Source organism: Flavobacterium sp. MFBS3-15, from assembly GCF_026107645.2.
Lineage (GTDB): Bacteria > Bacteroidota > Bacteroidia > Flavobacteriales > Flavobacteriaceae > Flavobacterium.
Genome location: NZ_JAPCHV010000001.1, coordinates 219,463 through 239,389, shown reverse-complemented (window position 1 = coordinate 239,389; position 19,927 = coordinate 219,463). Strand labels below are relative to the sequence as shown.

The 19,927-nt window shown below is 46.1% G+C and carries 17 protein-coding genes; 12 read left to right on the top strand and 5 right to left on the bottom strand.

The features are described 5' to 3' along the window. Positions 1-87 precede the first annotated feature (87 nt). Together OGH69_RS01215 and OGH69_RS01210 are read left to right on the top strand one after the other, a co-directional pair. Positions 88-2,043: an ATP-binding protein gene (locus OGH69_RS01215; RefSeq protein WP_265172610.1), complete on the top strand. Its 1,956-nt coding sequence runs from the start codon at positions 88-90 to the stop codon at positions 2,041-2,043. Then, on the top strand, positions 2,036-2,428 hold the full coding sequence (locus OGH69_RS01210) for a response regulator (RefSeq protein ID WP_265172609.1): 393 nt from the start codon (positions 2,036-2,038) through the stop codon (positions 2,426-2,428). The genes OGH69_RS01215 and OGH69_RS01210 overlap by 8 nt, the downstream gene beginning before the upstream one ends. 16 nt (positions 2,429-2,444) lie before the next feature. On the opposite strand, the gene OGH69_RS01205 is transcribed toward OGH69_RS01210, so the two are convergent. The 4 genes from OGH69_RS01205 to OGH69_RS01190 form a co-directional block, all read right to left on the bottom strand. Then, the gene (locus OGH69_RS01205; protein ID WP_265172608.1) at positions 2,445-3,200 is read right to left on the bottom strand and encodes a DUF2490 domain-containing protein; all 756 of its coding nucleotides are present in this window, start codon (positions 3,198-3,200) and stop codon (positions 2,445-2,447) included. A gap of 91 nt (positions 3,201-3,291) precedes the next feature. Continuing rightward, complete coding sequence (locus OGH69_RS01200) at positions 3,292-4,263, bottom strand: endo alpha-1,4 polygalactosaminidase (RefSeq protein WP_265172607.1); 972 nt, start codon at positions 4,261-4,263, stop codon at positions 3,292-3,294. Between the two features lie 55 nt (positions 4,264-4,318). After that, on the bottom strand, positions 4,319-5,332 hold the full coding sequence (locus tag OGH69_RS01195; protein ID WP_265172606.1) for a tetratricopeptide repeat protein: 1,014 nt from the start codon (positions 5,330-5,332) through the stop codon (positions 4,319-4,321). A gap of 63 nt (positions 5,333-5,395) precedes the next feature. After that, the gene (locus OGH69_RS01190) at positions 5,396-7,885 is read right to left on the bottom strand and encodes a M14 family zinc carboxypeptidase (RefSeq protein WP_265172605.1); all 2,490 of its coding nucleotides are present in this window, start codon (positions 7,883-7,885) and stop codon (positions 5,396-5,398) included. A gap of 179 nt (positions 7,886-8,064) precedes the next feature. Between OGH69_RS01190 and OGH69_RS01185 the strand changes: the two genes are divergently transcribed. The 6 genes from OGH69_RS01185 (at position 8,065) to pheT (ending at position 13,658) form a co-directional block, all read left to right on the top strand. Beyond that, positions 8,065-8,709 (top strand): hypothetical protein, encoded by a 645-nt coding sequence (locus OGH69_RS01185; protein WP_265172604.1) that lies wholly within the window; start codon positions 8,065-8,067, stop codon positions 8,707-8,709. Then, positions 8,709-9,233, top strand: coding sequence for a hypothetical protein (locus tag OGH69_RS01180; RefSeq protein WP_265172603.1), 525 nt, complete (start codon positions 8,709-8,711; stop codon positions 9,231-9,233). The genes OGH69_RS01185 and OGH69_RS01180 overlap by 1 nt, the downstream gene beginning before the upstream one ends. Before the next feature lie 53 nt (positions 9,234-9,286). After that, a complete protein-coding gene (locus tag OGH69_RS01175) occupies positions 9,287-9,934 on the top strand; it encodes a hypothetical protein (protein WP_265172602.1) in 648 nt (215 codons plus the stop codon). A 20-nt stretch (positions 9,935-9,954) separates the two neighbouring features. Further along, positions 9,955-10,473, top strand: coding sequence for a hypothetical protein (locus tag OGH69_RS01170; RefSeq protein WP_265172601.1), 519 nt, complete (start codon positions 9,955-9,957; stop codon positions 10,471-10,473). Further along, positions 10,460-11,095, top strand: coding sequence for a hypothetical protein (locus tag OGH69_RS01165; RefSeq protein ID WP_265172600.1), 636 nt, complete (start codon positions 10,460-10,462; stop codon positions 11,093-11,095). The genes OGH69_RS01170 and OGH69_RS01165 overlap by 14 nt, the downstream gene beginning before the upstream one ends. Before the next feature lie 136 nt (positions 11,096-11,231). Beyond that, positions 11,232-13,658 carry a phenylalanine--tRNA ligase subunit beta gene (gene pheT / locus OGH69_RS01160; protein WP_265172599.1) on the top strand — a complete coding sequence of 809 codons (2,427 nt, stop codon included), beginning with the start codon at positions 11,232-11,234 and terminating at the stop codon, positions 13,656-13,658. A gap of 183 nt (positions 13,659-13,841) precedes the next feature. Here pheT and OGH69_RS01155 read toward each other — a convergent pair whose 3' ends face one another. Then, a complete protein-coding gene (locus OGH69_RS01155; RefSeq protein ID WP_265172598.1) occupies positions 13,842-16,472 on the bottom strand; it encodes a valine--tRNA ligase in 2,631 nt (876 codons plus the stop codon). 163 nt (positions 16,473-16,635) lie between these two features. On the opposite strand from OGH69_RS01155, the gene OGH69_RS01150 reads away from it, so the two are divergent. From OGH69_RS01150 to OGH69_RS01135, 4 genes are all read left to right on the top strand, one after another. Beyond that, positions 16,636-17,064 carry a DUF1573 domain-containing protein gene (locus OGH69_RS01150; protein ID WP_265172597.1) on the top strand — a complete coding sequence of 143 codons (429 nt, stop codon included), beginning with the start codon at positions 16,636-16,638 and terminating at the stop codon, positions 17,062-17,064. 401 nt (positions 17,065-17,465) lie between these two features. Continuing rightward, the gene (locus OGH69_RS01145; protein ID WP_265172596.1) at positions 17,466-18,659 is read left to right on the top strand and encodes a pyridoxal phosphate-dependent aminotransferase; all 1,194 of its coding nucleotides are present in this window, start codon (positions 17,466-17,468) and stop codon (positions 18,657-18,659) included. Between the two features lie 84 nt (positions 18,660-18,743). After that, entirely contained in the window at positions 18,744-19,283 is a 540-nt protein-coding gene (locus tag OGH69_RS01140) for a Crp/Fnr family transcriptional regulator (RefSeq protein ID WP_265172595.1), read from the top strand. A gap of 57 nt (positions 19,284-19,340) precedes the next feature. Continuing rightward, positions 19,341-19,883, top strand: a complete 543-nt coding sequence (locus tag OGH69_RS01135) for a DinB family protein (RefSeq protein ID WP_265172594.1) — start codon at positions 19,341-19,343, stop codon at positions 19,881-19,883. The last annotated feature ends 44 nt before the right edge of the window (positions 19,884-19,927 follow it).

The following is a 19,927-nucleotide window of genomic DNA, read 5'->3' as shown; positions in this document are numbered from 1 at the left end:
TGGCACTCGATCACTATTTGAAGCCAAATGGTAAGAATAACATGTCAAAAAAGTTGTGACTGAGCATAATTTAAGGTAACTTTAAGCATGAAACAATCCAAAGAGCGAAAAACCCGCAAAAAAGAGATTGACTGGGAATACTATAAAAGGCCAATATTGTATTCATGCATATTTGCTGTCTTTTTAGGCGTAGCAGTCCTGGTATATTCCGTTTTGCTGGAACACAGTATCCTTTCTCCGGAAGTAACCGGGCATTTGCCAATGGCAAAGGACGCTGCATTTTGTTTTATCCTGTCCGGACTCGCTTTATGGGGAGCTGGGGCGCAAACCAAATCTGCGCGTATTGTATCACGAATAATGGCTTCCTTAATTGTTGCGACAGCTTCTCTTTCTGTAATCCAAAATAATTTTCCGGAAGTCTACAAGCGCATTTTCATTTTAGGCGATCATATATATTTTGGGATGGCAAAGCAAACTGCGATTGCCTTTGTGCTTACCGGGTTAGCCATTTTTTTTATAAGAGTTAAAAGAGCGAAGCTGCCTGTCCAGTTGCTTTTGCATTCCGTTACGTTTATATCGGGTATTGTAATCTTCGGGCATATCCTTAAGATTCCTCCCCTATATAATTTTAATGTTTTTGAAGCCATGTCGATCTATACTGCGGTGGGGCTGGGCATTTTTACAATTACTGCCACGCTTTTCAACCCGACAACCGGCCTGACAGCGATATACACCGGCAATAAGATTGGTAATATTATGGCGAGGCGACTATCGTCAAGGATAATGGTTGTAGGATTTTTGATTACTTACTTGAAAATAATGGCCTACCGTAATGGGTGGGTATCCCAGGAATTGGGAATCGCGTTGTATGCGTTGGCCTTTTTAATCACAACACTTGTTTTAATTTTTGCGACGTCGATGGTACTCAACGAAATGGGTACTAAAAAGGAGATCGCCAAATATAACTTTAAGGCGCTTGTAAAGTCCGCTCCGAATGCGCTGGTAATGAGCGACACTGAGGGTAACATCGCTTTGGTAAACCGGGAAGCCAACAAAATTTTTGGCTATGGTCCTAATGAAATGGAGGGCCGCAGCCTGGACATAATAGTGCCGGAAAGATACAGGGCTGCACATAGAGAAAAGCAACCCCAGTACGCTAACAATCCGCATCCGCGCCATTTCAGCGCAATCAGCGAACTTTATGCACTGAAAAAAGATGGGACCGAATTCCCGATAGAAATTGGGATTACTCCCATTAAAACTGAAAAGGGAATTGTTGCGCTGGCTTCTATAGTAGACATCACCGAAAGAAAGCAGCAGGAAGAGATCATACGCAACCAGCTGATCGAGCTACAGCTGAAAAACGAGGAAATGGAGCAGTTTAACTACATTTCGTCGCACGACCTGCAGGAGCCGCTCCGCACGATGTCTAACTACATCCAAATGATCGAAGAGGATTATGGCGACCGTATTGACAATGAGGTAAAAACGCACTTAGGTACCATGCAATCGGCAACAGACCGGATGAGCCATGTGGTAAAATCCCTCCTGAGCTACGGCAAACTTGGCCGCAAAAGAAGGCTGTCGCTTACAAACTGCCACGAGATAGTAGATGAAGTTATTGCCGACCTCGACAGCATGATAAAGGCAAACGGTGCTAAAATACACATAACCTGCGGCCTGCCGGAATTTTATGCCTACAGGACAGAGCTTCGCCAACTGTTCCAAAACCTGATTGCCAATGCGATCAAATTCCATAAACAGGATGCAAACCCTGAAGTATGGATAAGCAGCAGGGAAAACGGCGGCTACTATGAGTTCACCGTTTCGGATAACGGTATTGGCATCGACCCCAAAGACCATGACAAGATTTTCCGTATTTTTCAACGGTTAAATTCAGAAGAAGACTATGAGGGCCACGGAATAGGGCTCGCAAATTGTAAAAAAATTGCCGAAATGCACGGTGGACGCATCTGGGTAGAGCCCGGCACCGAGAAAGGCAGCACTTTTAAATTTACCATTTTAAACCTGCAGCATGAATAGACCGGTAAATTGCATCATGCTTATCGACGACAATAAGATCGATAACTTTTTCCATGAGCGCGTCATCAGGAAATGTGATGCCGCAACCCATATTATCCCCAAAGGATCTGCAATCGAAGCACTGGCCCATTGTCAAAACGGCGAAATGCTGCCCGACATCATTTTCCTGGATGTGAACATGCCCGGCATGAATGGTTGGGAATTCATAGCAGAGTTCAGTAAACTGCCATTACATCAAAAGTGCCTCATTGTGGTCATGACCAACGATTACGATGAACCGGAAGATGAAGCGCTCGAAGCCGTACAAGGCATATTCCATGATTTCAGGCCAAAGCCGGTTACGCAGGAAATGCTCGAAGAAGTCATAGCAAAGTATTATTCCTGAGCATGATATCCACCTCCTAAAACGGGTCTTTTACAATAATGTCTATCGCCACATAACTTGCATCGGCGGTATGGCTGCCGTGGCCCATGAGGTCGTTCATATACCCAACGTCAAAAGTGACAGGCAGGCTTTCGGGCGAAAGGGAATAATACAAGCAAAAGCGGCTTTCCTTATAGCCCATACCCTGCCAGCCGGCATGGTTGTCCCTGCTTGCCGAGAACAACGCCTCCGCACTCCCCATAATGCTGTTATGGCTGTTCAACGGAACCGAAACCTGTGTCTTGAAACGTGTACGGAGCTGCAGGCCGTACTCTGCATCAGAAAAATCATCCGCATAAAACCTGCGTACTTCCTGCCTCAGGGTTGTGGCCCACTTTACGCCGCCTATATCCTGCGAATACTGTAGCCTCCCGTACACCCTGAATTCCTGTTGTATCGCATCGGTATCCGCCAGGCCTTCGCCTGCCTCATACTCATGCTGGCGGCGGTAGCTGAGCGCCACACTGTATTTCCACCGGGGGCTGAACTTATGATAAAATTCCTGGTTTGCCACAAAAATCAAAGGCATATCTACAGGGGATCCGCCATCGGCGCCGCTAACCCTTCCCCAACCCAGGTAGGCTGTGGTACTGTTGTTTTCGCCCAGCTTTTGATTGATGCCTATGGCCGACCAGTAGGCTGTCTTTGTAGCGCCCATTCCCGGAGGGCTTAATTGTGCCCATGCTGTCGCGGCTACACCCAGGCATGCCAAAATTGCAAATCGTATCTTCATCCTGTATCATTTTACAGGACGCAAGTTGTGTAGGGAATTGGGAAGGATTTGGGAAAGTAAGCCGGTTTGGGAAAAACTTAGCACATTACGGCTACTCAAAATACTCAAAGGCGTCAATGATGTCGAGGTAAACGCCATCGAAACCGGCATCGGTAATTTTGGTCAGGTACGAATCGCTTTGCCCGTAAATGAGCGCCTGCCATTCGGCATTCCAGTATTTGACCTTGTAGTTGCCGGGCCAGTCAGGGTTTTCGGCGGCAATCCATGACGGCCTGTTGCTGTCCCAGCTGTTTTGCCAGTAGTAGCGGTAATCTTCCGCTTCGCCAATCGACATATAGCAGATCACGAGCCTCCTGCCACCGTTCGACTTATAGCGGAGCTGCTCCACTTCGGCTGCGGTAAAAGCGCCATCGTCCAGGAAAAGGTCCATGATCACCACATCATAATTGGTGGCCCTCACCGCGTTGATGAACTGCTGCTTCGTGTTGAAATTTTCAGGATTGATGAAAAAGATATGGTTTTTAGCCTGTGCCAGCGAAGTAATCACCCCTGCATTCTCATTATGCGGTGCACTGTCCGGAATAAGGGCCAGGTTACGGTCTTCGGCAGCGTAGGAGATATATCCTGCGTTTTCGTTCTTAGTATAAGAGTCTGCCACCTTAGCCGCCGACCAGCAGTAGTCGGTCACCAATATCTTCTTCCCTGCGTTTTTAGACACATCGAGAAAACTGCGCAGGTAGCTTGTCGCGCCTGCCGGAGTGGCCACATTGTCATCGTCATAACCGTAAAACAGGTCTTCCTGCCCATTCCCGTCGATGGCATTAAGATAGGCCGTTGCAGGCGCGCCGCCCTGTTCGCCAGTGAGAGTAACCAACTCGATGCCGTTCTGGGGGATAACTGCAAAATTGGGGTTTACCGCCTTTGCCGCCTGGCTGATGCCAATGACAAAATCGCGCATGTCCTGCTTGTAGTCACGGCTTTCGTTGTTGTTCCCGTTACCGGAATCGTCGCTGCCGCATCCTGCCAGCACGAGCAGCAGGAGGCCTGAAAGGAATGTCTTCATGTATGGGGTCATTTTATACGGAACTAACGGCAGCATTTTGTTTTTTATTGCCGCTTTACTTTGCTTTATAATTGGCAACCCACTGTTCAAATTCCTTTATTTTATCCGGATTTGACTGCAACCAGTTTTGTACCACAGTATAGTCTACATCCTGGGTAATATAATAAGTGAATGCCTTGTACATTTCTTCATTTTTGGCAAGGCTGTAGAAAAAGTCGACGTAAAAATCCCACCAAAAACCTTTATTTTTACTGTTCTCCTGCAACTCTCCCAATACCATGAAAAATGACTTAGTGTTTTCTGAGAATAATACAAATTCACTTTTCCCTTTGTTGTCTTCGAGATTTTTACTTGCTTCAAGCATGGATAGCATCATTTCAGCCGGCCCGAAACCATCTTTATCATTCCCTGGGTTAATATTAATATTTATCGTTTTCTCATCTTTTACTTCCACCCCGATCTTGTGCTGTGAAAGAATGAGATTGTAAGCATTATTTGCGCGTTGCCCGTTTGGTTCAGTCAATAAAAAATAGTAGAGAGCCAAAAGCGATTTTGAGCGTTCATCCTGTTTAATCAGGCCAAGCATATAGTGGCTGCTCGCATGGCGGTTATTTTTAAGAATGCCTGAATGCAGTGTTTCTTCCGCAGTTTTAAAATCCTTTGACTGATATGATGTAAGTGCGAGTGAATAGTATAGTGTTGTATAATCCGGTGCAGCCTTTATCCCTTTTTTAAATGCATCAATAGCTTCTTTAGGTTTTCCGCTATAATCAAGACTCATGCCTTTTAAATGATACCCTTTACCTACAAAATCCTTTTTTGCTTTTATAAGTTTATCGGCATATTCAATAGCGGTAGGATAATCCTTAAGGTTTATTGATGAAAGCGCAACCTCATAGATTGCTTCCTGATTATCCTTCTCTACAGCCAATGCCTTTTTATAGATTTCAATGGCTTCTTTATATTGCCCTTTATCATGCAGGGCAACACCTTGCGTTATGAATTCCTTTGCCGTCTGGCAAAATGAAATTGCAGGCAGCAACAGTAGTAAGTAAATAATTGCTTTCATAGGGTTGGTTTTATGGTTTAATTTGCAAACGGTGAATTTTCTTAGTTATTGGATGGCATATCTTTAATCCACCAAAAACAACGCATTGCCAAACAGCACGTTGCCATTCTCCCAAAATCCCCTGAACAGCGGATTGTCGACCATGTAAATGATCTGGCCCCTGCCCTTTTGTTCTACGGCAAAAGTTACGGTGTTTTCCAGTTTCTTTTTCAGGCTGCGGCCAATGAAGCCGAAATTTTTATAGCCTGCAGGCACATAGGCCACATTCCACACGTTCTTGAGCAGTTGGTAACGGCTGTCGGAGGTTTTGAGGCTAAAATATTTATCACCCAATCCATACGACAGCGGATGCGACTTGTCCAGTACGTTCTCCACTATCGCTCCCGGTACAGAACCTGATATGGCACGCCTTTCGGCATTTTGGTAGTCGAAGTAACGGGCTTTCATGGCTTCCGCATCGGCTTCGGCACTTTCTTTGTCCTTGTCGTCTGTAGTCGCAAAGCGGGTGAGGCTGTAGCCCGGCCTGTCTTCAAACAGGTTGAGCGCGCCGCCCATGGCAATCACCTTGCCGCCATCGTTGATAAAGCTGTCGATGCTGTTCTTCTGGCCGTCGCTAAGGCCGTACCATCCGTCAGGCATTATGAGCGTATTGAAATCGGATAATTTTACCCTGCTAAGGTTGTCGGTATTTACGATGGTTACCGGGTAATCTACCACCTCATCCATATAAAACCACGCCTGCCCGAAGTCGGTCGCACTCACGTCGCTCCCGGCAAGAAGCAGTACTTTCGGGGCCTGCAGCAGCGGGTAGTATTCCCCACCCAAATCGGCACCGCTGATGGAATAGCCGCTCTCAATCACCTCGTGGTCGGGCTTGCCGTCCAGCAGCATCGTCATCGTGTTTTTAAACTCACTTACCTGCGGGTTGTCGCCCTTCAGTACCACCAGGTCGCCCGGGTTTACTTTTATCCCGCGGAATGTCGATGCCTTCCTGGCCGACCTTACCTTAATGTTGTTCTTAAACAGCAATGCCAGCGTTTTCGCCGATGCCCTGCCATTCCACGGCACGTAGTAGGCGTACATATTTTCGTATTCAAATTTTCCTTTTTGCGATACCTGTGCCCTGGTCCTTACAGCTACGTCCCTTTTCACGGCATAGCTTTCCACCCCATAGGCATGCGGCAGCGCCCAGGCCGTAATGTCATACGACAGGCTGTCCGTGAGCCGTGGCGACGGCTCGAAGAGTACTTGCGTAAGTACCGACTTGGGCTGGTTCGCCGAAATGATCATGTCATTCGGCTCTATGGTAAAGTCTTTTTCCTTATCGGTCTGGTAGTGGTATCCCGACAGTTTTTTGCTTTCATCGGCGTAGGCAAACTGTATGCGGTTGCGCTTCAGCAATTGCGCCAGTTCCTCGTTCTTGCCGCTGTTCTTAACTATGTAAGCGCTGTATTTGCCTTTGGGGCCATCTTTAAAATAGCCCCTGAAGTTGCGCAGCAGCTTGTCCTTTTGCCAGGCTGCCGTCTCCACCGCGGTAAGCACTGCGGTAGTATGGTGGTTTATCCTGTCTTTTAGCGTGAGTACGGTCCCGTTGCGCATGGTTACAGCACGGCCGGCGCCAATGCCGCCCTGCTCGTAGGTCATGCCCACCGCGCCGTTAAAACTGGGGTAGGTATCGCCATAGCTGGGGTAAAACAGGTCGAAGCGCTCGCGGGTGTAGTAATTCCAGCCCTGTGCGTCAAATTTTTTGGAGGTCATCTCCCCTATCGCATTGTGGAAATCCTTTTGCCCCTGCGTGATGAAATCGTGCATCGGCTCGGCAGCCGGCGGGAAAAAGTAGGGTTCGTTGTAGCCCATTTCGTGAACATCGACATGCACCATCGGCATCCACTCGTTGTACAGGAGGATGCGCTGCTGCGTTTCGGCCTGCGTCTGCCAGGCCCAATCGCGGTTCAGGTCGTAGGCATAGTGGTTTTGCCTGCCGCCCGGCCAGGGCTCCATGTGCTCGCGGTCGTAGCCATTGGGGTTCGGCTCCCTGCCCGATATGTCGCGCAGCCAGTTGCCATAGCGTGCATAGCCGTCGGGGTTGAGGCACGGGTCGAGTATCACGATGGTATTTTTAAGCCACTCCTTTGTAGCCGCATTTTTTGGGTTTACCAACTCATACGCCACGCTCATGGCGCTTTCGGCGGCGGCGGGCTCGTTGCCATGCACGTTAAAGCTGAGCCACACAATCGCCTTGTCGCCCGCATTGCCCTGCTTCCCGCCCATACCGATATTGTAAAGGTGGTTGTTGCGGATGTTCTCAATATCCTTAATGTTCTCCGGGGTGGAGATGATGTAGGCGTTCAGGCCGCGCTCCTGGTTGGTCTGCCCGTACGGCTTATGGATAACCATATCTGAATTTTGGGCCAAATGCGCGAAATAGCTCTCCAACTGATGGTAATAGCTGACCTGCCTGCCATAATTTGGGATGAATTCTGAGGGGCTTTTGAGCTGTGCCTGCAAGGTAATGCCGGACAATAGCACGAGTGCGTATAAGAAATGCTTCATAAGGAATTTTAAAACCCAAATGTAAGGATTTTACAATAGTTGCGGTGGGATAATCAGCAGATGACAATACAGTTCACGTTGTTTTTTATGCAGTTCACGACAAAACCGATTCAATTTGACCATATATTTTATTCTTCACCGAATAAATTTTTAAATTTACTGGAACCAAAAAGCTACCAATGAAATATTTATGCCTGTTCCTTATCTTTAGCGTTCATTGCTTTTCACAAAATAAAGATAAAAAGGTCTATTATTTCGATGAGAATTGGAAGCCTACCACTGAACATAACTTTAAAAAAAATCAGTCTGAGGAGTACATAACAAGATATTTTGATATGGATACTGCCTATATAGCGAAGACATTCCTGTTTGAAAATTATGGGAAACTGCAACAGGAACAATACCAAGGTGTCAAAAAGCATTTGGAAAATATATCAGGCAGAATATTGGACACGACAAAGCCAATTGTCATTAGCTATATATCTTTAAATGATCCGTCAGACATAAATCCCAATACGCGACGCATGAATATCTATGACACGTCGCGACATGACGAAATGAAAAAAATGGACAAACGGACAGATATAAACCTGATATGGCTGCAACATGCCGGAAACGAACCCGAAAAAGGCCGTTACAGGAGAAATATTGACTGGTATTTTGACAAAGATGATTACATAGCCAAAACATTTTTAGAATATAATTGCCATATCGGGAGCCTTATTATCATCATGCCGGATGGTTCTTATCTTTCATATTACTGTATTGAAAAAATACTGCATGAAGCTAACAATGTTATTGATAAGATGAAAAAAGGTACGTGATGAAAAAGAGGATACCAACATTAACTTTTATCCTTATCACTCAAATACTTTATAGCCAGAGTGATGATTATACACTAAATGCGTTTTTTGCCTGGGCGAAGACAGTTTCAAAATCGGATGTAGTTTATCTAAACACATCAAATCAAATTAGCTTTACGACTGTATCCGAAAAACGCCAAGAAGAACGTTCAACCCCACACGAAAATAATAAACCTAACTGTGTCATAAGTACTATTCTTAGTGATGAAAAGATTATGAAATATCTCCATCCGGAATCTAGAAATACGCTGTATGTTGTACAAAATGACCTGTGTGATATTAATGAAACAATTGGTGCTTTAAAAGTTATTACAGTTGCGCAAAATGTTGCTAAAAAACATAAGAATTACATAAAAATCACATCGGTTATAAAAAATTCGAAAGGAACAAAAATCGGCATTTCTTACCCTATAGAAGGCGCTACATTTGAAATTCAAACTGATGATGCGAATAGAATACTTAGTGTTGACATTATTGAGAAATAAATGCAATAAGGCTTCGGCCCCTTTGTTCAAACCCAACTATAAAAACCTTACCAATGAAATATTTATGTCTGTTCCTATTGATTGGAATTCAATGCATCGGTCAAAACAAAAAATCGTACTTCTTTGATGAAAACTGGAATGCCATCACAGAAAAGGCTTTTCGGCAAACGGAAGTAGGAAACGATAAATTCAGTCAATTTTTTGAACTGGATACTGCAAATGTCGGAAAAGTATACCTTTTTGAAAATTATGGAGAGTTGGAAACCAAACATTTCGAAGCCATAAGAAAGCATCTCGAAAAATTATCAGGTAAGGCATTAGATATTTCAAAACCAATTGTAATCAATTATGTGTCTGCCATAGACCCAACCAGCAGAAATCCGGCAACAGGGAGGATCAATATTTACGACACTTCTGATTACAAAGGAAACCGTAAAACAAAAAAGCGCACTGATATAAACCTGCTATGGCTGCAACATCCCGCTAATAAATCTGAAATTGACCGCTACAGTAAAAAAGTTACGTGGCTTTTTGACAAAGATGATTACATTGCCAAAACATTCCTGGAGTATAATTGCCACATCGGAAGCCTCATAGTAATTAATCCTGACGGTTCTTATCTCGCATACTATTGCATTGAAAGGGCTTTTCGGGAAATTGATGAAATAATTGACAGAATGAAAAACAAATCTCTGCATTAAAAAATAGAATCATATAAATTTTGACAAAATACTTATCAATACCAATATTTTTATTTTTTAATCTCTCAATTGGTCAAACCATTGTTGAGGAAAAAATCTTCGATGAAAAATCGGGCATAAATTTTATCGAAGTCGATAGGGTGTATAAGCAATTTAAAAATGTTAAGGATGTTTTCATAATTTTAAGTTACAAAGAAGAAGAGCAATCCGCCATAATAAAAAAGGTAAAAAAGTATGTCCTTCAAAAAGACATCAAATATTCTGTATTCTATTTCTGGATACTCGATTCCAAGCTGCCGGGTAATGATAAAAATGAAATGTTCAGGGATCTAACTTTGACGGTTTTACAAAGAAAGAAAATGCCCGAATCTAACTTATATCTTATAACGCCCGAAGATATTACCGATATATATGATAAATATGTAAATGATTATGACATCAGGGGAGGCGACTATGCGAATCCCATAAGAGACATTTTATTAAGTAATAATCTGGAAAAAGTAATTGATTTTATTGCTAAAAAGTATGGTAAAAAGTAGAAGGAGAATCAAAAAAAGGCAGGTTATAAAAGTATCAGTAAATACCTTCACACGTATACTGGCCTTGTTTTATTTATTGAGCGCCACGCTCTGCTTCGCCCAAAACGATGAGGACTACCTTATCTTAAATGAATTTCTGGCCTCGACAAAGATTGTTTCAAAAGTTGACACCATTTACCTGAGGCCCACAAACCAAAATAGTTTTAGTATCGGCGTAGTGGAATCCGAACGGTATAAAGAAGAACATCCCTGTGCACCGGAAAATATGGAATTGGATTATGGCTTTATCTCAATTCAGAGGGATAGCGTAGTTGATCAAATTCTTAATGAACAAGAGTATGATTACCTATTGGCACAAAAGGCAAATTCCGAATGGGATTTCAGTAAAATCAACGTCTCGAACGTTTTTCGATATGCCAATAACAGAAAAAAACGGGGAGTGGAGATTATCTCCGTTGGCAAGCCTGTTTATACTCGAGACAAGAAAGCCGCTTTGGTTTCAATTAGTTATTACACACGTTCAGGGATAATGGTATTTAGAAAAATTAATGGGCAGTGGCAAGGAAACAAAATAATAGCACCCTTGCTTATACAACCTAAAGTGCAATTATGGAAGGAATAAATCACGGCAATACAATAAACATTAAGAGGCTCCTGCCTCTTTTTTCACTTAATAAATTCCGTAACAGTTCAGTAGTTTGTAATTATTCTTTCCCCCATAATCATTATCTTTGCGTGCTTTAAAAAACAAATTACAAATGCGCATATCGTACAACTGGCTGAAACAATTCATTAAACTCGACTGGAAATCTGAAGAAACCGCTGCCCTGCTTACCGACCTCGGCCTTGAGGTGGAGGGTGTCGACAAGTTTGAGTCGCTTAAGGGCGGGCTCGAAGGCGTGGTCGTGGGCCACGTACTTACCTGCATCCAGCACCCCAATGCCGACAGGCTGCGCATTACCACTGTCGATCTCGGGGATGGCGTTCCAGTACAAATTGTATGTGGCGCTCCCAATGTAGCGGTAGGCCAGAAAGTTCCGGTGGCAACCATCGGGACGACATTATATGACAAAGAGGGCAACGCCTTCCAGATAAAAAAGGGCAAGATACGCGGCGAGGAAAGCCACGGCATGATATGCGCCGAGGATGAGCTTGGCCTGGGCGAAGGGCACGACGGCATCATGGTGCTGAAGGACGACCTGAAGCCGGGTACGCCTGCCTCCAAGGTATTCAGCATTGAGACCGATGAGGTGTTCGAAATAGGCCTTACCCCCAACCGTGCCGATGCCATGAGCCATTGGGGCGTGGCGCGCGACCTCCGTGCCGGACTGACACAAAAGAACGTAAATACAGAGCTCATAACGCCATCAGTAAGCAACTTCCGCATCGACAAGCGCACCCTGAAAATGGATGTGAAGGTGGAAGACAGTAAACTGGCGCCAAGATATTGCGGCGTGACCATATCGGACATTACCGTAAAACCGTCGCCGGCATGGCTGCAAAACAGGCTTAAGGCTATTGGGATTACGCCAAAGAACAACGTGGTGGACGTGACCAACTATGTGCTGCACGAGCTCGGGCAGCCGCTCCACGCTTTTGATGCCGCCAAGATAAAAGGAAACAAGATAATCGTGAAAACAGTACCGGCAGGCACCAAATTCACAACGCTCGACGATGTGGAGAGGACGCTGCACGAGGAGGACCTGATGATATGCGACGAGAACGGCCCGATGTGCATTGCGGGTGTATTCGGCGGGAAGAATTCGGGCGTGACCGATACCACGGCTACCATATTCCTCGAAAGCGCTTACTTTAACCCGGTATCCATTCGTAAGACGGCCAAGCGCCATAGCCTCAGCACCGATTCGTCGTTCCGCTTCGAGAGGGGTATCGACCCTACCATCACAGAGTATGCGCTGAAAAGGGCCGCCCTGCTGATACAGGAAACGGCCGGCGGAGAGATCACCTCGGACGTAACCGACATTTACCCTAAAAAGATAGAAGACCATTCGGTACTCCTGAATTTTGCCAATGTAACACGCACCATCGGCCAGGAATTGCCAAAGGAAACCATAAAGAAGATATTGGTATCGCTCGACATCAAGATCAGCACCATGTCCGATGCCGGGCTTGGCCTGGTGATACCTGCCTACCGTGTAGACGTGACGCGCGAGATTGACGTTATCGAGGAAATCCTGAGGGTATACGGCTACAACAACATCAACTTTACTACAAAGCTGAACGCGTCAATATCCAACTCGTCGCGCACGGAAGACTATAAATTGCAGAACATCATCGCCGAACAGCTGGCATCGCTTGGCTTCAACGAGATGATGGCCAACTCGCTTACCACGCCGGAATACATAAAACTGTCGGAAAGCCTGAAGGAAGAGTTCAACGTAATGATGCTGAACCCGCTGAGCAACGACCTTGCCGCAATGAGGCAGTCATTACTGTTCAGCGCGCTGGAAGCAGTGTCGTTTAACATCAACAGGAAAAGGGCCGACCTGAAACTGTTCGAGTTTGGCAAAACCTACCATAAAATGCCGGGCGGGTACGACGAGAACAAGCACCTGACCCTTACCGTAACAGGCAGCCGCCTTCCGGAAAGCTGGACGCAAACCCAGCAAAAGCCGTCGGACTTCTTCATGTTCAAAGGATTTGTAAACCTGGTACTGGGCAGGCTTGGCATCGGCAAGATAGAGGCACAGCCGGTAGCATCGGACATTTTTAGCGAAGGGATCGCTTTGGTTTCCGGCAATGAGGTACTGGTACAGTTCGGCAGCATCAAAAAGAACATCCTGAAGCATTTCGACATCAAGCAGGAGGTTTTCTTTGCCGATTTCAACTGGGGTGCCATCATCCGCCTTGTTTCGTCAAAAATAAAATATACCGAGATATCGAAGTTCCCGGAGGTGCGCCGCGACCTTGCGCTGTTGGTAGACGCCGCCGTATCATTCGACAGCATTTACACCGTGGCCAGGCAGGCCGAGAAGTCACTGCTGAAAGACATCAGCCTTTTCGATGTGTATGAAGGCAAGAACCTCCCGGAAGGCAAAAAGTCGTATGCCGTGAGCTTTACGCTTCAGGACAGCGCCAAGACCCTTACCGATGAGCAGATCGACAAGATCATGGGCAAAATAAGGCAGAACCTTGAAAAAGAAACGGGAGCCCAACTGAGGTAAGTGTTTCTTTAGAGCATAAAAAAAACTCCCGCAGGTAAGTACTTGCGGGAGTTTTTGGTTTTATTCGTCAGCTTGTCGGATTCCGTCATTGCGAGCGGAAGAATGGAGCGCGGCAATCTTTCCTTAATAACGAAGGAAAGATTGCTTCGTGCCTCGCAATGACTGAACGCAAAGAGTGGTCGGCTATTTCAAACTCGCCAAACTCTGCTCTATAGTAGCGATTTTGGCCAGCGCATCGGCTTCTTTCTGTCTTTCCATGGCTACCACCTTTTCGGGGGCGCTGCCTACGAACTTCTCATTCGACAGCTTTGCCTGTACCGATTTAAGGAAGCCCTTGTTGTAGTTGAGCTCTTCGGTCAGTTTGGCAATTTCCTCCTCAACGTTCACAGCGCCCGTTACCGGAATGAAATATTCATTGGAACCTGCCCTGAACGTCAGTGCGCCGTTTACTTTTTCAGAAACATATTCCAGTTCGGCAATGTTGCCCAGCTTTTTAATGATGCTGTCAAACTCCGTAGGCCAGGCTTCATTGTTCAGCACTTTCATGTCAATAGCATCTTTAAACGGAATGTTCTTGTCCTTCCTGATGGTGCGTATGCCCGAAATAACCTCGGTGGCATTCTCAAACAAACCTATCAGCCTTTCGTCTGCCTGCTTCTGCATTGGCCATTTGGCAATGATAAGCGCTTCTTCCGGTGTCCTGTCGGCTATGTACTGCCATATTTCCTCAGTAAGGAACGGCATGAATGGGTGCAGCAGCTTCAGGTTGGCCTCCAGCATTTCGATGGCCTTGTTGTAGGTTTCCCTGTCAATTGGCTGCTGGTAGCCCGGTTTGATCATCTCCAGGAACCACGAGCAGAAATCGTCCCACACCAGCTTATATATCGCCATGAGCGCATCGCTGATGCGGTATTTTTCAAAGTGGTCCTCAATCTCGGCCAGCGTTTTATTCAGTTTGGCCTCATACCAGCTTATCGCCATGCGGGCATGCTCCGGCTGGTCGATATCGGCTACCTCCCACCCTTTTATCAGGCGGAACGCGTTCCATATCTTATTGGCAAATGCCTTGCCCTGCGCGCACAGTTCCTCATCGAACATGATGTCGTTACCCGCAGAGGCGCTCAACAGCAATCCTGTACGAACGCCATCGGCACCAAACTTCTCGATCAGGTCGAGCGGATCCGGCGAATTGCCCAATGATTTAGACATTTTCCTTCTTTGCTTATCGCGAACAAGCCCTGTAAGGTATACATTGCTAAACGGCTTGTCACCGGCATATTCATACCCTGCGATTATCATCCTCGCCACCCAGAAGAACAGGATGTCCGGCCCGGTAACAAGGTCGTTGGTCGGGTAATAATATTTGTAATCTTTATTTTCGGGATCCATTATGCCCCCGAACACGGCCATTGGCCACAGCCACGATGAGAACCAGGTATCCAGTGCATCGGGATCCTGCTTCAGGTCGGCAGCGGAAAGATTTTCATTTCCTGTCTTTGTTTTGGCCAAAGCCAATGCATCGGCCGCGTTTTCGGCCACTACGAAATCCTCCTTGCCATCACCATAGTAATAGGCCGGTATTTGCTGGCCCCACCACAGCTGGCGCGAAATGTTCCAGTCGCGGATGTTCTCCAGCCAGTGGCGGTACGTATTGTCAAAACGTTTCGGGTATAGCTTTATCTCATCACTTTCAAGCACGGCTTTTATCGCAGGCTTTACCAGGTCTTCCATTTTCAGGAACCACTGGTCGCTCAGCCTTGGCTCGATAACCGCTTTCGTCCTTTCCGATGTGCCTACTTTATTAACGTGTACTTCCGTTTTTTCGAGGCTGCCTATGGTTTCAAGCTCTTTGGCTATCTCATCACGCACCACAAAACGGTCCTTGCCCGCATAGTGCAGGCCGTAGCTGTTGAGTGAAGCATCTTCATTAAAAATATCAATGATCTCGAGGTTGTGGCGCTCGCCCAGTTCCTTATCGTTCACATCGTGCGCGGGAGTCACTTTCAGGCATCCGGTTCCGAACTCCATATCCACATACTCATCAAAAATGATGGGTATGACACGGTTGGCAATCGGCACAATGGCTTTTTTGCCTTTCAGGTGGGTATAGCGCTCATCGTTCGGGTTGATGCAGATGGCAGTATCGCCCAATATCGTTTCTGGCCGGGTAGTGGCTATGGTTACATATTCCCCGCTGCCCTCAATTTTATATTTAAGATGGTAGAGCTTCCCCTGCCTTTCTTCATAATTCACTTCTTCGTCCGAAAGCGTAGTCTTTGCCTCCGGGTCCCAGTTTACCATGCGGTAGCCACGATAGATGAGGCCTTTATTATACAGGTCAACAAAAGAACGGATAACTGAGGCCGACATATCGTCGTCCATAGTAAATTTGGTACGGTCCCAATCGCACGAAGCGCCCAGCTTTTTTAACTGCTCCAGGATAACGCCGCCATATTTGTCGGTCCATTCCCAGGCATGCTTCAGGAATTCCTCACGGGTCAGGTCCGCCTTGTTGATGCCTTCCTCCTTAAGCTTGGCAACTACCTTGGCTTCGGTTGCAATGGACGCGTGATCGGTACCCGGTACCCAGCAGGCATTGAAGCCTTTCAGGCGTGCGCGGCGGATGAGTACATCCTGGATGGTATTGTTGAGCATGTGGCCCATGTGCAGTACGCCGGTGACATTTGGAGGAGGGATAACTATGGTGTACGGTGTCCTGTGATCAGGCTCCGAGTGGAAATAATTGTGCTTCATCCAGTAGTCATACCATTTGCCTTCAGCAGCTTTGGCGTCAAATTGCGATGGGATTGTCATGTTATTATTGTTAGCTTTTATGCCAAATGAAAAAAATTTGGCTTGTTTTTTGTAATTGTATGCAAAAGTAACCATATAAGTACAATTTTGAAAAAAGAAGCATTCAATATTTGTACTTTAATTTAAACTGACTATTTTTACTAAAATCAAATTTACAACAGAGATGAAAAGAATTTTAGGCCTTATCGCAATGTTTGTTATCACCTTATCTGCCAATGCGCAGGGTGCTAAGCTTGAACTTAAGAATGGCGACACCATAGACTATGGAACGACCAGTAAGGAAGATGATAACGGGGTGAGGGTATTTGAATTTACCAACACCGGCGATGCGCCACTTATCATTAAAGAAGCCAAATCTACCTGCGGGTGTACGGTGCCCAGCTGGCCGAAAGAGCCAATTGCGCCGGGCAAGACAGGCAAGATCGAGGTGAAATACAACATGAACCCGGGCCCCATCCGCAAGACCATAACGGTACAATCCAATGCGGTAAACTATCCCGGCGGTACCGTTGCGCTGAAGATCAAAGGAGAGGTGACATCGCCTGAAAACACCAACGTACTCCAGAAAAAGAAGACGATCGTAAACCAGTAATTGCATCCAACTTTTTACATAATGAGGCCCTGTTTTGCAGGGCTTTTTCTTTTGCCACGAATTTCACTAAGTAACTGTCTAAGTAATCATTTAACCACATAGGTACATAGGCTTTATAGCTCTTAAAAATCTAAAAAGCGTGTATAGTGAAACGTAGTGAAGCGAAGCTTCGGGCTCTGTGTCTCTTAATTACATTCTATACCCGACAGCTAAAAGCTATGTCCCCATGTGGTTAATTTTTTAATTCAGCAAAATTTAGATAGTTACTAATTCTTTTTCGGGCAATTATAATCCGTAATCAAGATTTACAATTTGTAATATTTAGGGTAATTCGTGGCAAAAAATTATACTGTCTCTAAAAAAAGTCGCAAATTTGCCCTCAAACTTAAAAACTTATACGCATGCCTCACGTATCGCAAAAAGGCAGGCAGATGCCTGAATCTCCTATAAGGAAACTTGTACCCTACGCTGAAACAGCCAAGAAAAAAGGCCATAAGGTTTACCACCTGAACATTGGCCAGCCGGACATCAAAACCCCGGAAGTGGCGCTGGAAGCCATCAAAAATAATACTATAAAAATATTGGAATACAGCCATTCGGCGGGTTTTGAAAGCTACAGGAACAAGCTTGCGGCCTCCTACCAGGCACATGGCGTAAACGTAAACCCTGAAAACATCATCATAACCACAGGCGGCTCTGAAGCACTGCTTTTTGCTTTGGGCAGCACCATGGATGCAGGAGACGAGGTAATCATCCCTGAGCCATTCTATGCCAACTATAACGGATTTTCCGTAGCATCGGGCGTAAAGGTAGTTCCGGTAATCTCGACCATCGACGAAGGTTTTGCCCTTCCTCCCATTGCCGACTTCGAAAAGCTCATCACGCCAAAAACAAAAGCCATCCTTATCTGCAACCCCGGCAACCCTACCGGTTACCTGTACACGCAGGAGGAAATACAGCAGCTTGCCGAACTGGTGAAAAAGCATGACCTGTTCCTTATTGCAGACGAAGTATACCGCGAGTTCACTTACGATGGCGACAAGCACTATTCGGTGATGAACGTTCCGGGCATCGAGGAGCATGCCATCATGATCGACTCTGTTTCCAAGCGTTACAGTATGTGTGGTGCAAGGATCGGATGCATCGTATCTAAAAATAAAGAAGTGATGGCTACGGCCATGAAATATGCGCAGGCGCGCCTTAGCCCGCCAACTTTTGAGCAGATCGCAAGTGAGGCCGCGCTTGATACACCTCAAAGTTATTTTGACGAGGTTATCGGCGAATACAAAGAGCGCAGGGATACCCTGATTGCCGAACTAAACAAAATTGAAGGCGTAAAAGTAGCCACCCCGAAAGGCGCATTCTACTGCATCGCCAAGCTGCCGGTAGACAACGCCGACAACTTCGCGCAATGGCTGCTGGAAAGCTTCGATCTTGACGGCGAGACCGTAATGGTTGCCCCTGCAGCAGGTTTCTATTCTACAGCAAATGTTGGGCTTGACGAAATACGCATCGCTTACGTCCTGAAGAAAGAAGACCTGGTACGTTCGGTAGAAATACTGAAAGTGGCATTGGAAAAATACAACAACAGGTAATTTTTTGCATATCATATATGAAAGCCTTTCGCACTGCGGGAGGCTTTTTTATTTGCAGTTGCTATATTTGTGAAAATAAACACAATGGATGTACTGCAACAGCTTCTCAACGCCATGCAAAATGCAGGGCTGGAATGGTCGGCGCCAATGGAACTCAGGCGTGGCGACCTGCTTTTTCAGGCAGGCAGGGCCGATATGCCGGTATATTTCCTGGAACAGGGCATCATCCGAATCATCCACCAAAATGGCGATGACCTCAATACCATACGGTTTGCTTACAAAGGCTCACTATTTGCTGCTATGGACGCACTCATTACAGGGCAGCCCACGATCTATTCGGCAGAGGCGATAAAACAAACGGTAGTTAAGTCCATCCCGAGGGCGGATTTCCTGAATTTCATCAATAGCGACGCAAAACACTTAGCCTTGTGGAATACCATTTTGGGCTACGTTATTTTTGGGCAGTTGGAGCGTGAAACCGACCTGCTTACCACCTCGCCCCGCGAGCGCTATGAGAGGGTACTGAAACGCTCGCCGCAACTCTTCCAGGAAGTGCCGCACAAGTATATTGCCTCGTACCTGCGCATGACGCCCGAAACGCTCTCGCGACTTCAAAAATCTTGAGCGCGATCAATGTTTTGCTTTAGGATGATACCGACCTTTGCCACAAAATCATCAATCATGAAAACGAACAGTAACGAGCTGCTGCAAGAGCTGGAACTCATTACCCAAAGCAACATTGCAGCGGCAAAATCCTTTTTACACCTGAGTGAAAGCCAACTTAATCACAAGGCTTCGCCGGAAACCTGGAGCATCCTCGAATGCCTGGAACACCTCAATCGTTACTCCGCATTCTACCTGCCGGAGATAGGGAGGCATCTTGCCGCATCGTCCACAACGCCGCAACCGCAATTCAAAAGCGGTTTCATGGGCAACTACCTTGTGAACATGGTCATCCCAAAAGAAGGCGGTAAAAAGATGAAGACATTCACTGCCATGAACCCATCCGGCAGCAGCCTGGGGAGCGGGGTGATTGATACGTTTCTCAATTCTCAGGAAAAGATGCTCGCATTGCTCGTTCAATCGAAATCAAACGACCTCAATAAAGCTGGCGTCGCAGTTACTTTTACAAAACTCATCAGGCTAAAAACCGGCGATGCCCTCCGCTTTATGGCTTACCACAACCAAAGGCACATCCAGCAGGCGTTACGGGTGCAAACATAATTTTTCCTGTCATATCCATAACAAGTATTTAAACGCAAAAAGGG

Excerpts from the sequence above, each read along its gene's own strand:
- OGH69_RS01215 (WP_265172610.1), top strand. The coding sequence starts at position 88 with ATGAAACAATCCAAAGAGCGAAAAACCCGCAAAAAAGAGATTGACTGG.
- OGH69_RS01210 (WP_265172609.1), top strand. The coding sequence starts at position 2,036 with ATGAATAGACCGGTAAATTGCATCATGCTTATCGACGACAATAAGATC.
- OGH69_RS01205 (WP_265172608.1), bottom strand. The coding sequence starts at position 3,200 with ATGAAGATACGATTTGCAATTTTGGCATGCCTGGGTGTAGCCGCGACA.
- OGH69_RS01200 (WP_265172607.1), bottom strand. The coding sequence starts at position 4,263 with ATGAAGACATTCCTTTCAGGCCTCCTGCTGCTCGTGCTGGCAGGATGC.
- OGH69_RS01195 (WP_265172606.1), bottom strand. The coding sequence starts at position 5,332 with ATGAAAGCAATTATTTACTTACTACTGTTGCTGCCTGCAATTTCATTT.
- OGH69_RS01190 (WP_265172605.1), bottom strand. The coding sequence starts at position 7,885 with ATGAAGCATTTCTTATACGCACTCGTGCTATTGTCCGGCATTACCTTG.
- OGH69_RS01185 (WP_265172604.1), top strand. The coding sequence starts at position 8,065 with ATGAAATATTTATGCCTGTTCCTTATCTTTAGCGTTCATTGCTTTTCA.
- OGH69_RS01180 (WP_265172603.1), top strand. The coding sequence starts at position 8,709 with ATGAAAAAGAGGATACCAACATTAACTTTTATCCTTATCACTCAAATA.
- OGH69_RS01175 (WP_265172602.1), top strand. The coding sequence starts at position 9,287 with ATGAAATATTTATGTCTGTTCCTATTGATTGGAATTCAATGCATCGGT.
- OGH69_RS01165 (WP_265172600.1), top strand. The coding sequence starts at position 10,460 with ATGGTAAAAAGTAGAAGGAGAATCAAAAAAAGGCAGGTTATAAAAGTA.
- pheT (WP_265172599.1), top strand. The coding sequence starts at position 11,232 with ATGCGCATATCGTACAACTGGCTGAAACAATTCATTAAACTCGACTGG.
- OGH69_RS01155 (WP_265172598.1), bottom strand. The coding sequence starts at position 16,472 with ATGACAATCCCATCGCAATTTGACGCCAAAGCTGCTGAAGGCAAATGG.
- OGH69_RS01150 (WP_265172597.1), top strand. The coding sequence starts at position 16,636 with ATGAAAAGAATTTTAGGCCTTATCGCAATGTTTGTTATCACCTTATCT.
- OGH69_RS01145 (WP_265172596.1), top strand. The coding sequence starts at position 17,466 with ATGCCTCACGTATCGCAAAAAGGCAGGCAGATGCCTGAATCTCCTATA.
- OGH69_RS01140 (WP_265172595.1), top strand. The coding sequence starts at position 18,744 with ATGGATGTACTGCAACAGCTTCTCAACGCCATGCAAAATGCAGGGCTG.
- OGH69_RS01135 (WP_265172594.1), top strand. The coding sequence starts at position 19,341 with ATGAAAACGAACAGTAACGAGCTGCTGCAAGAGCTGGAACTCATTACC.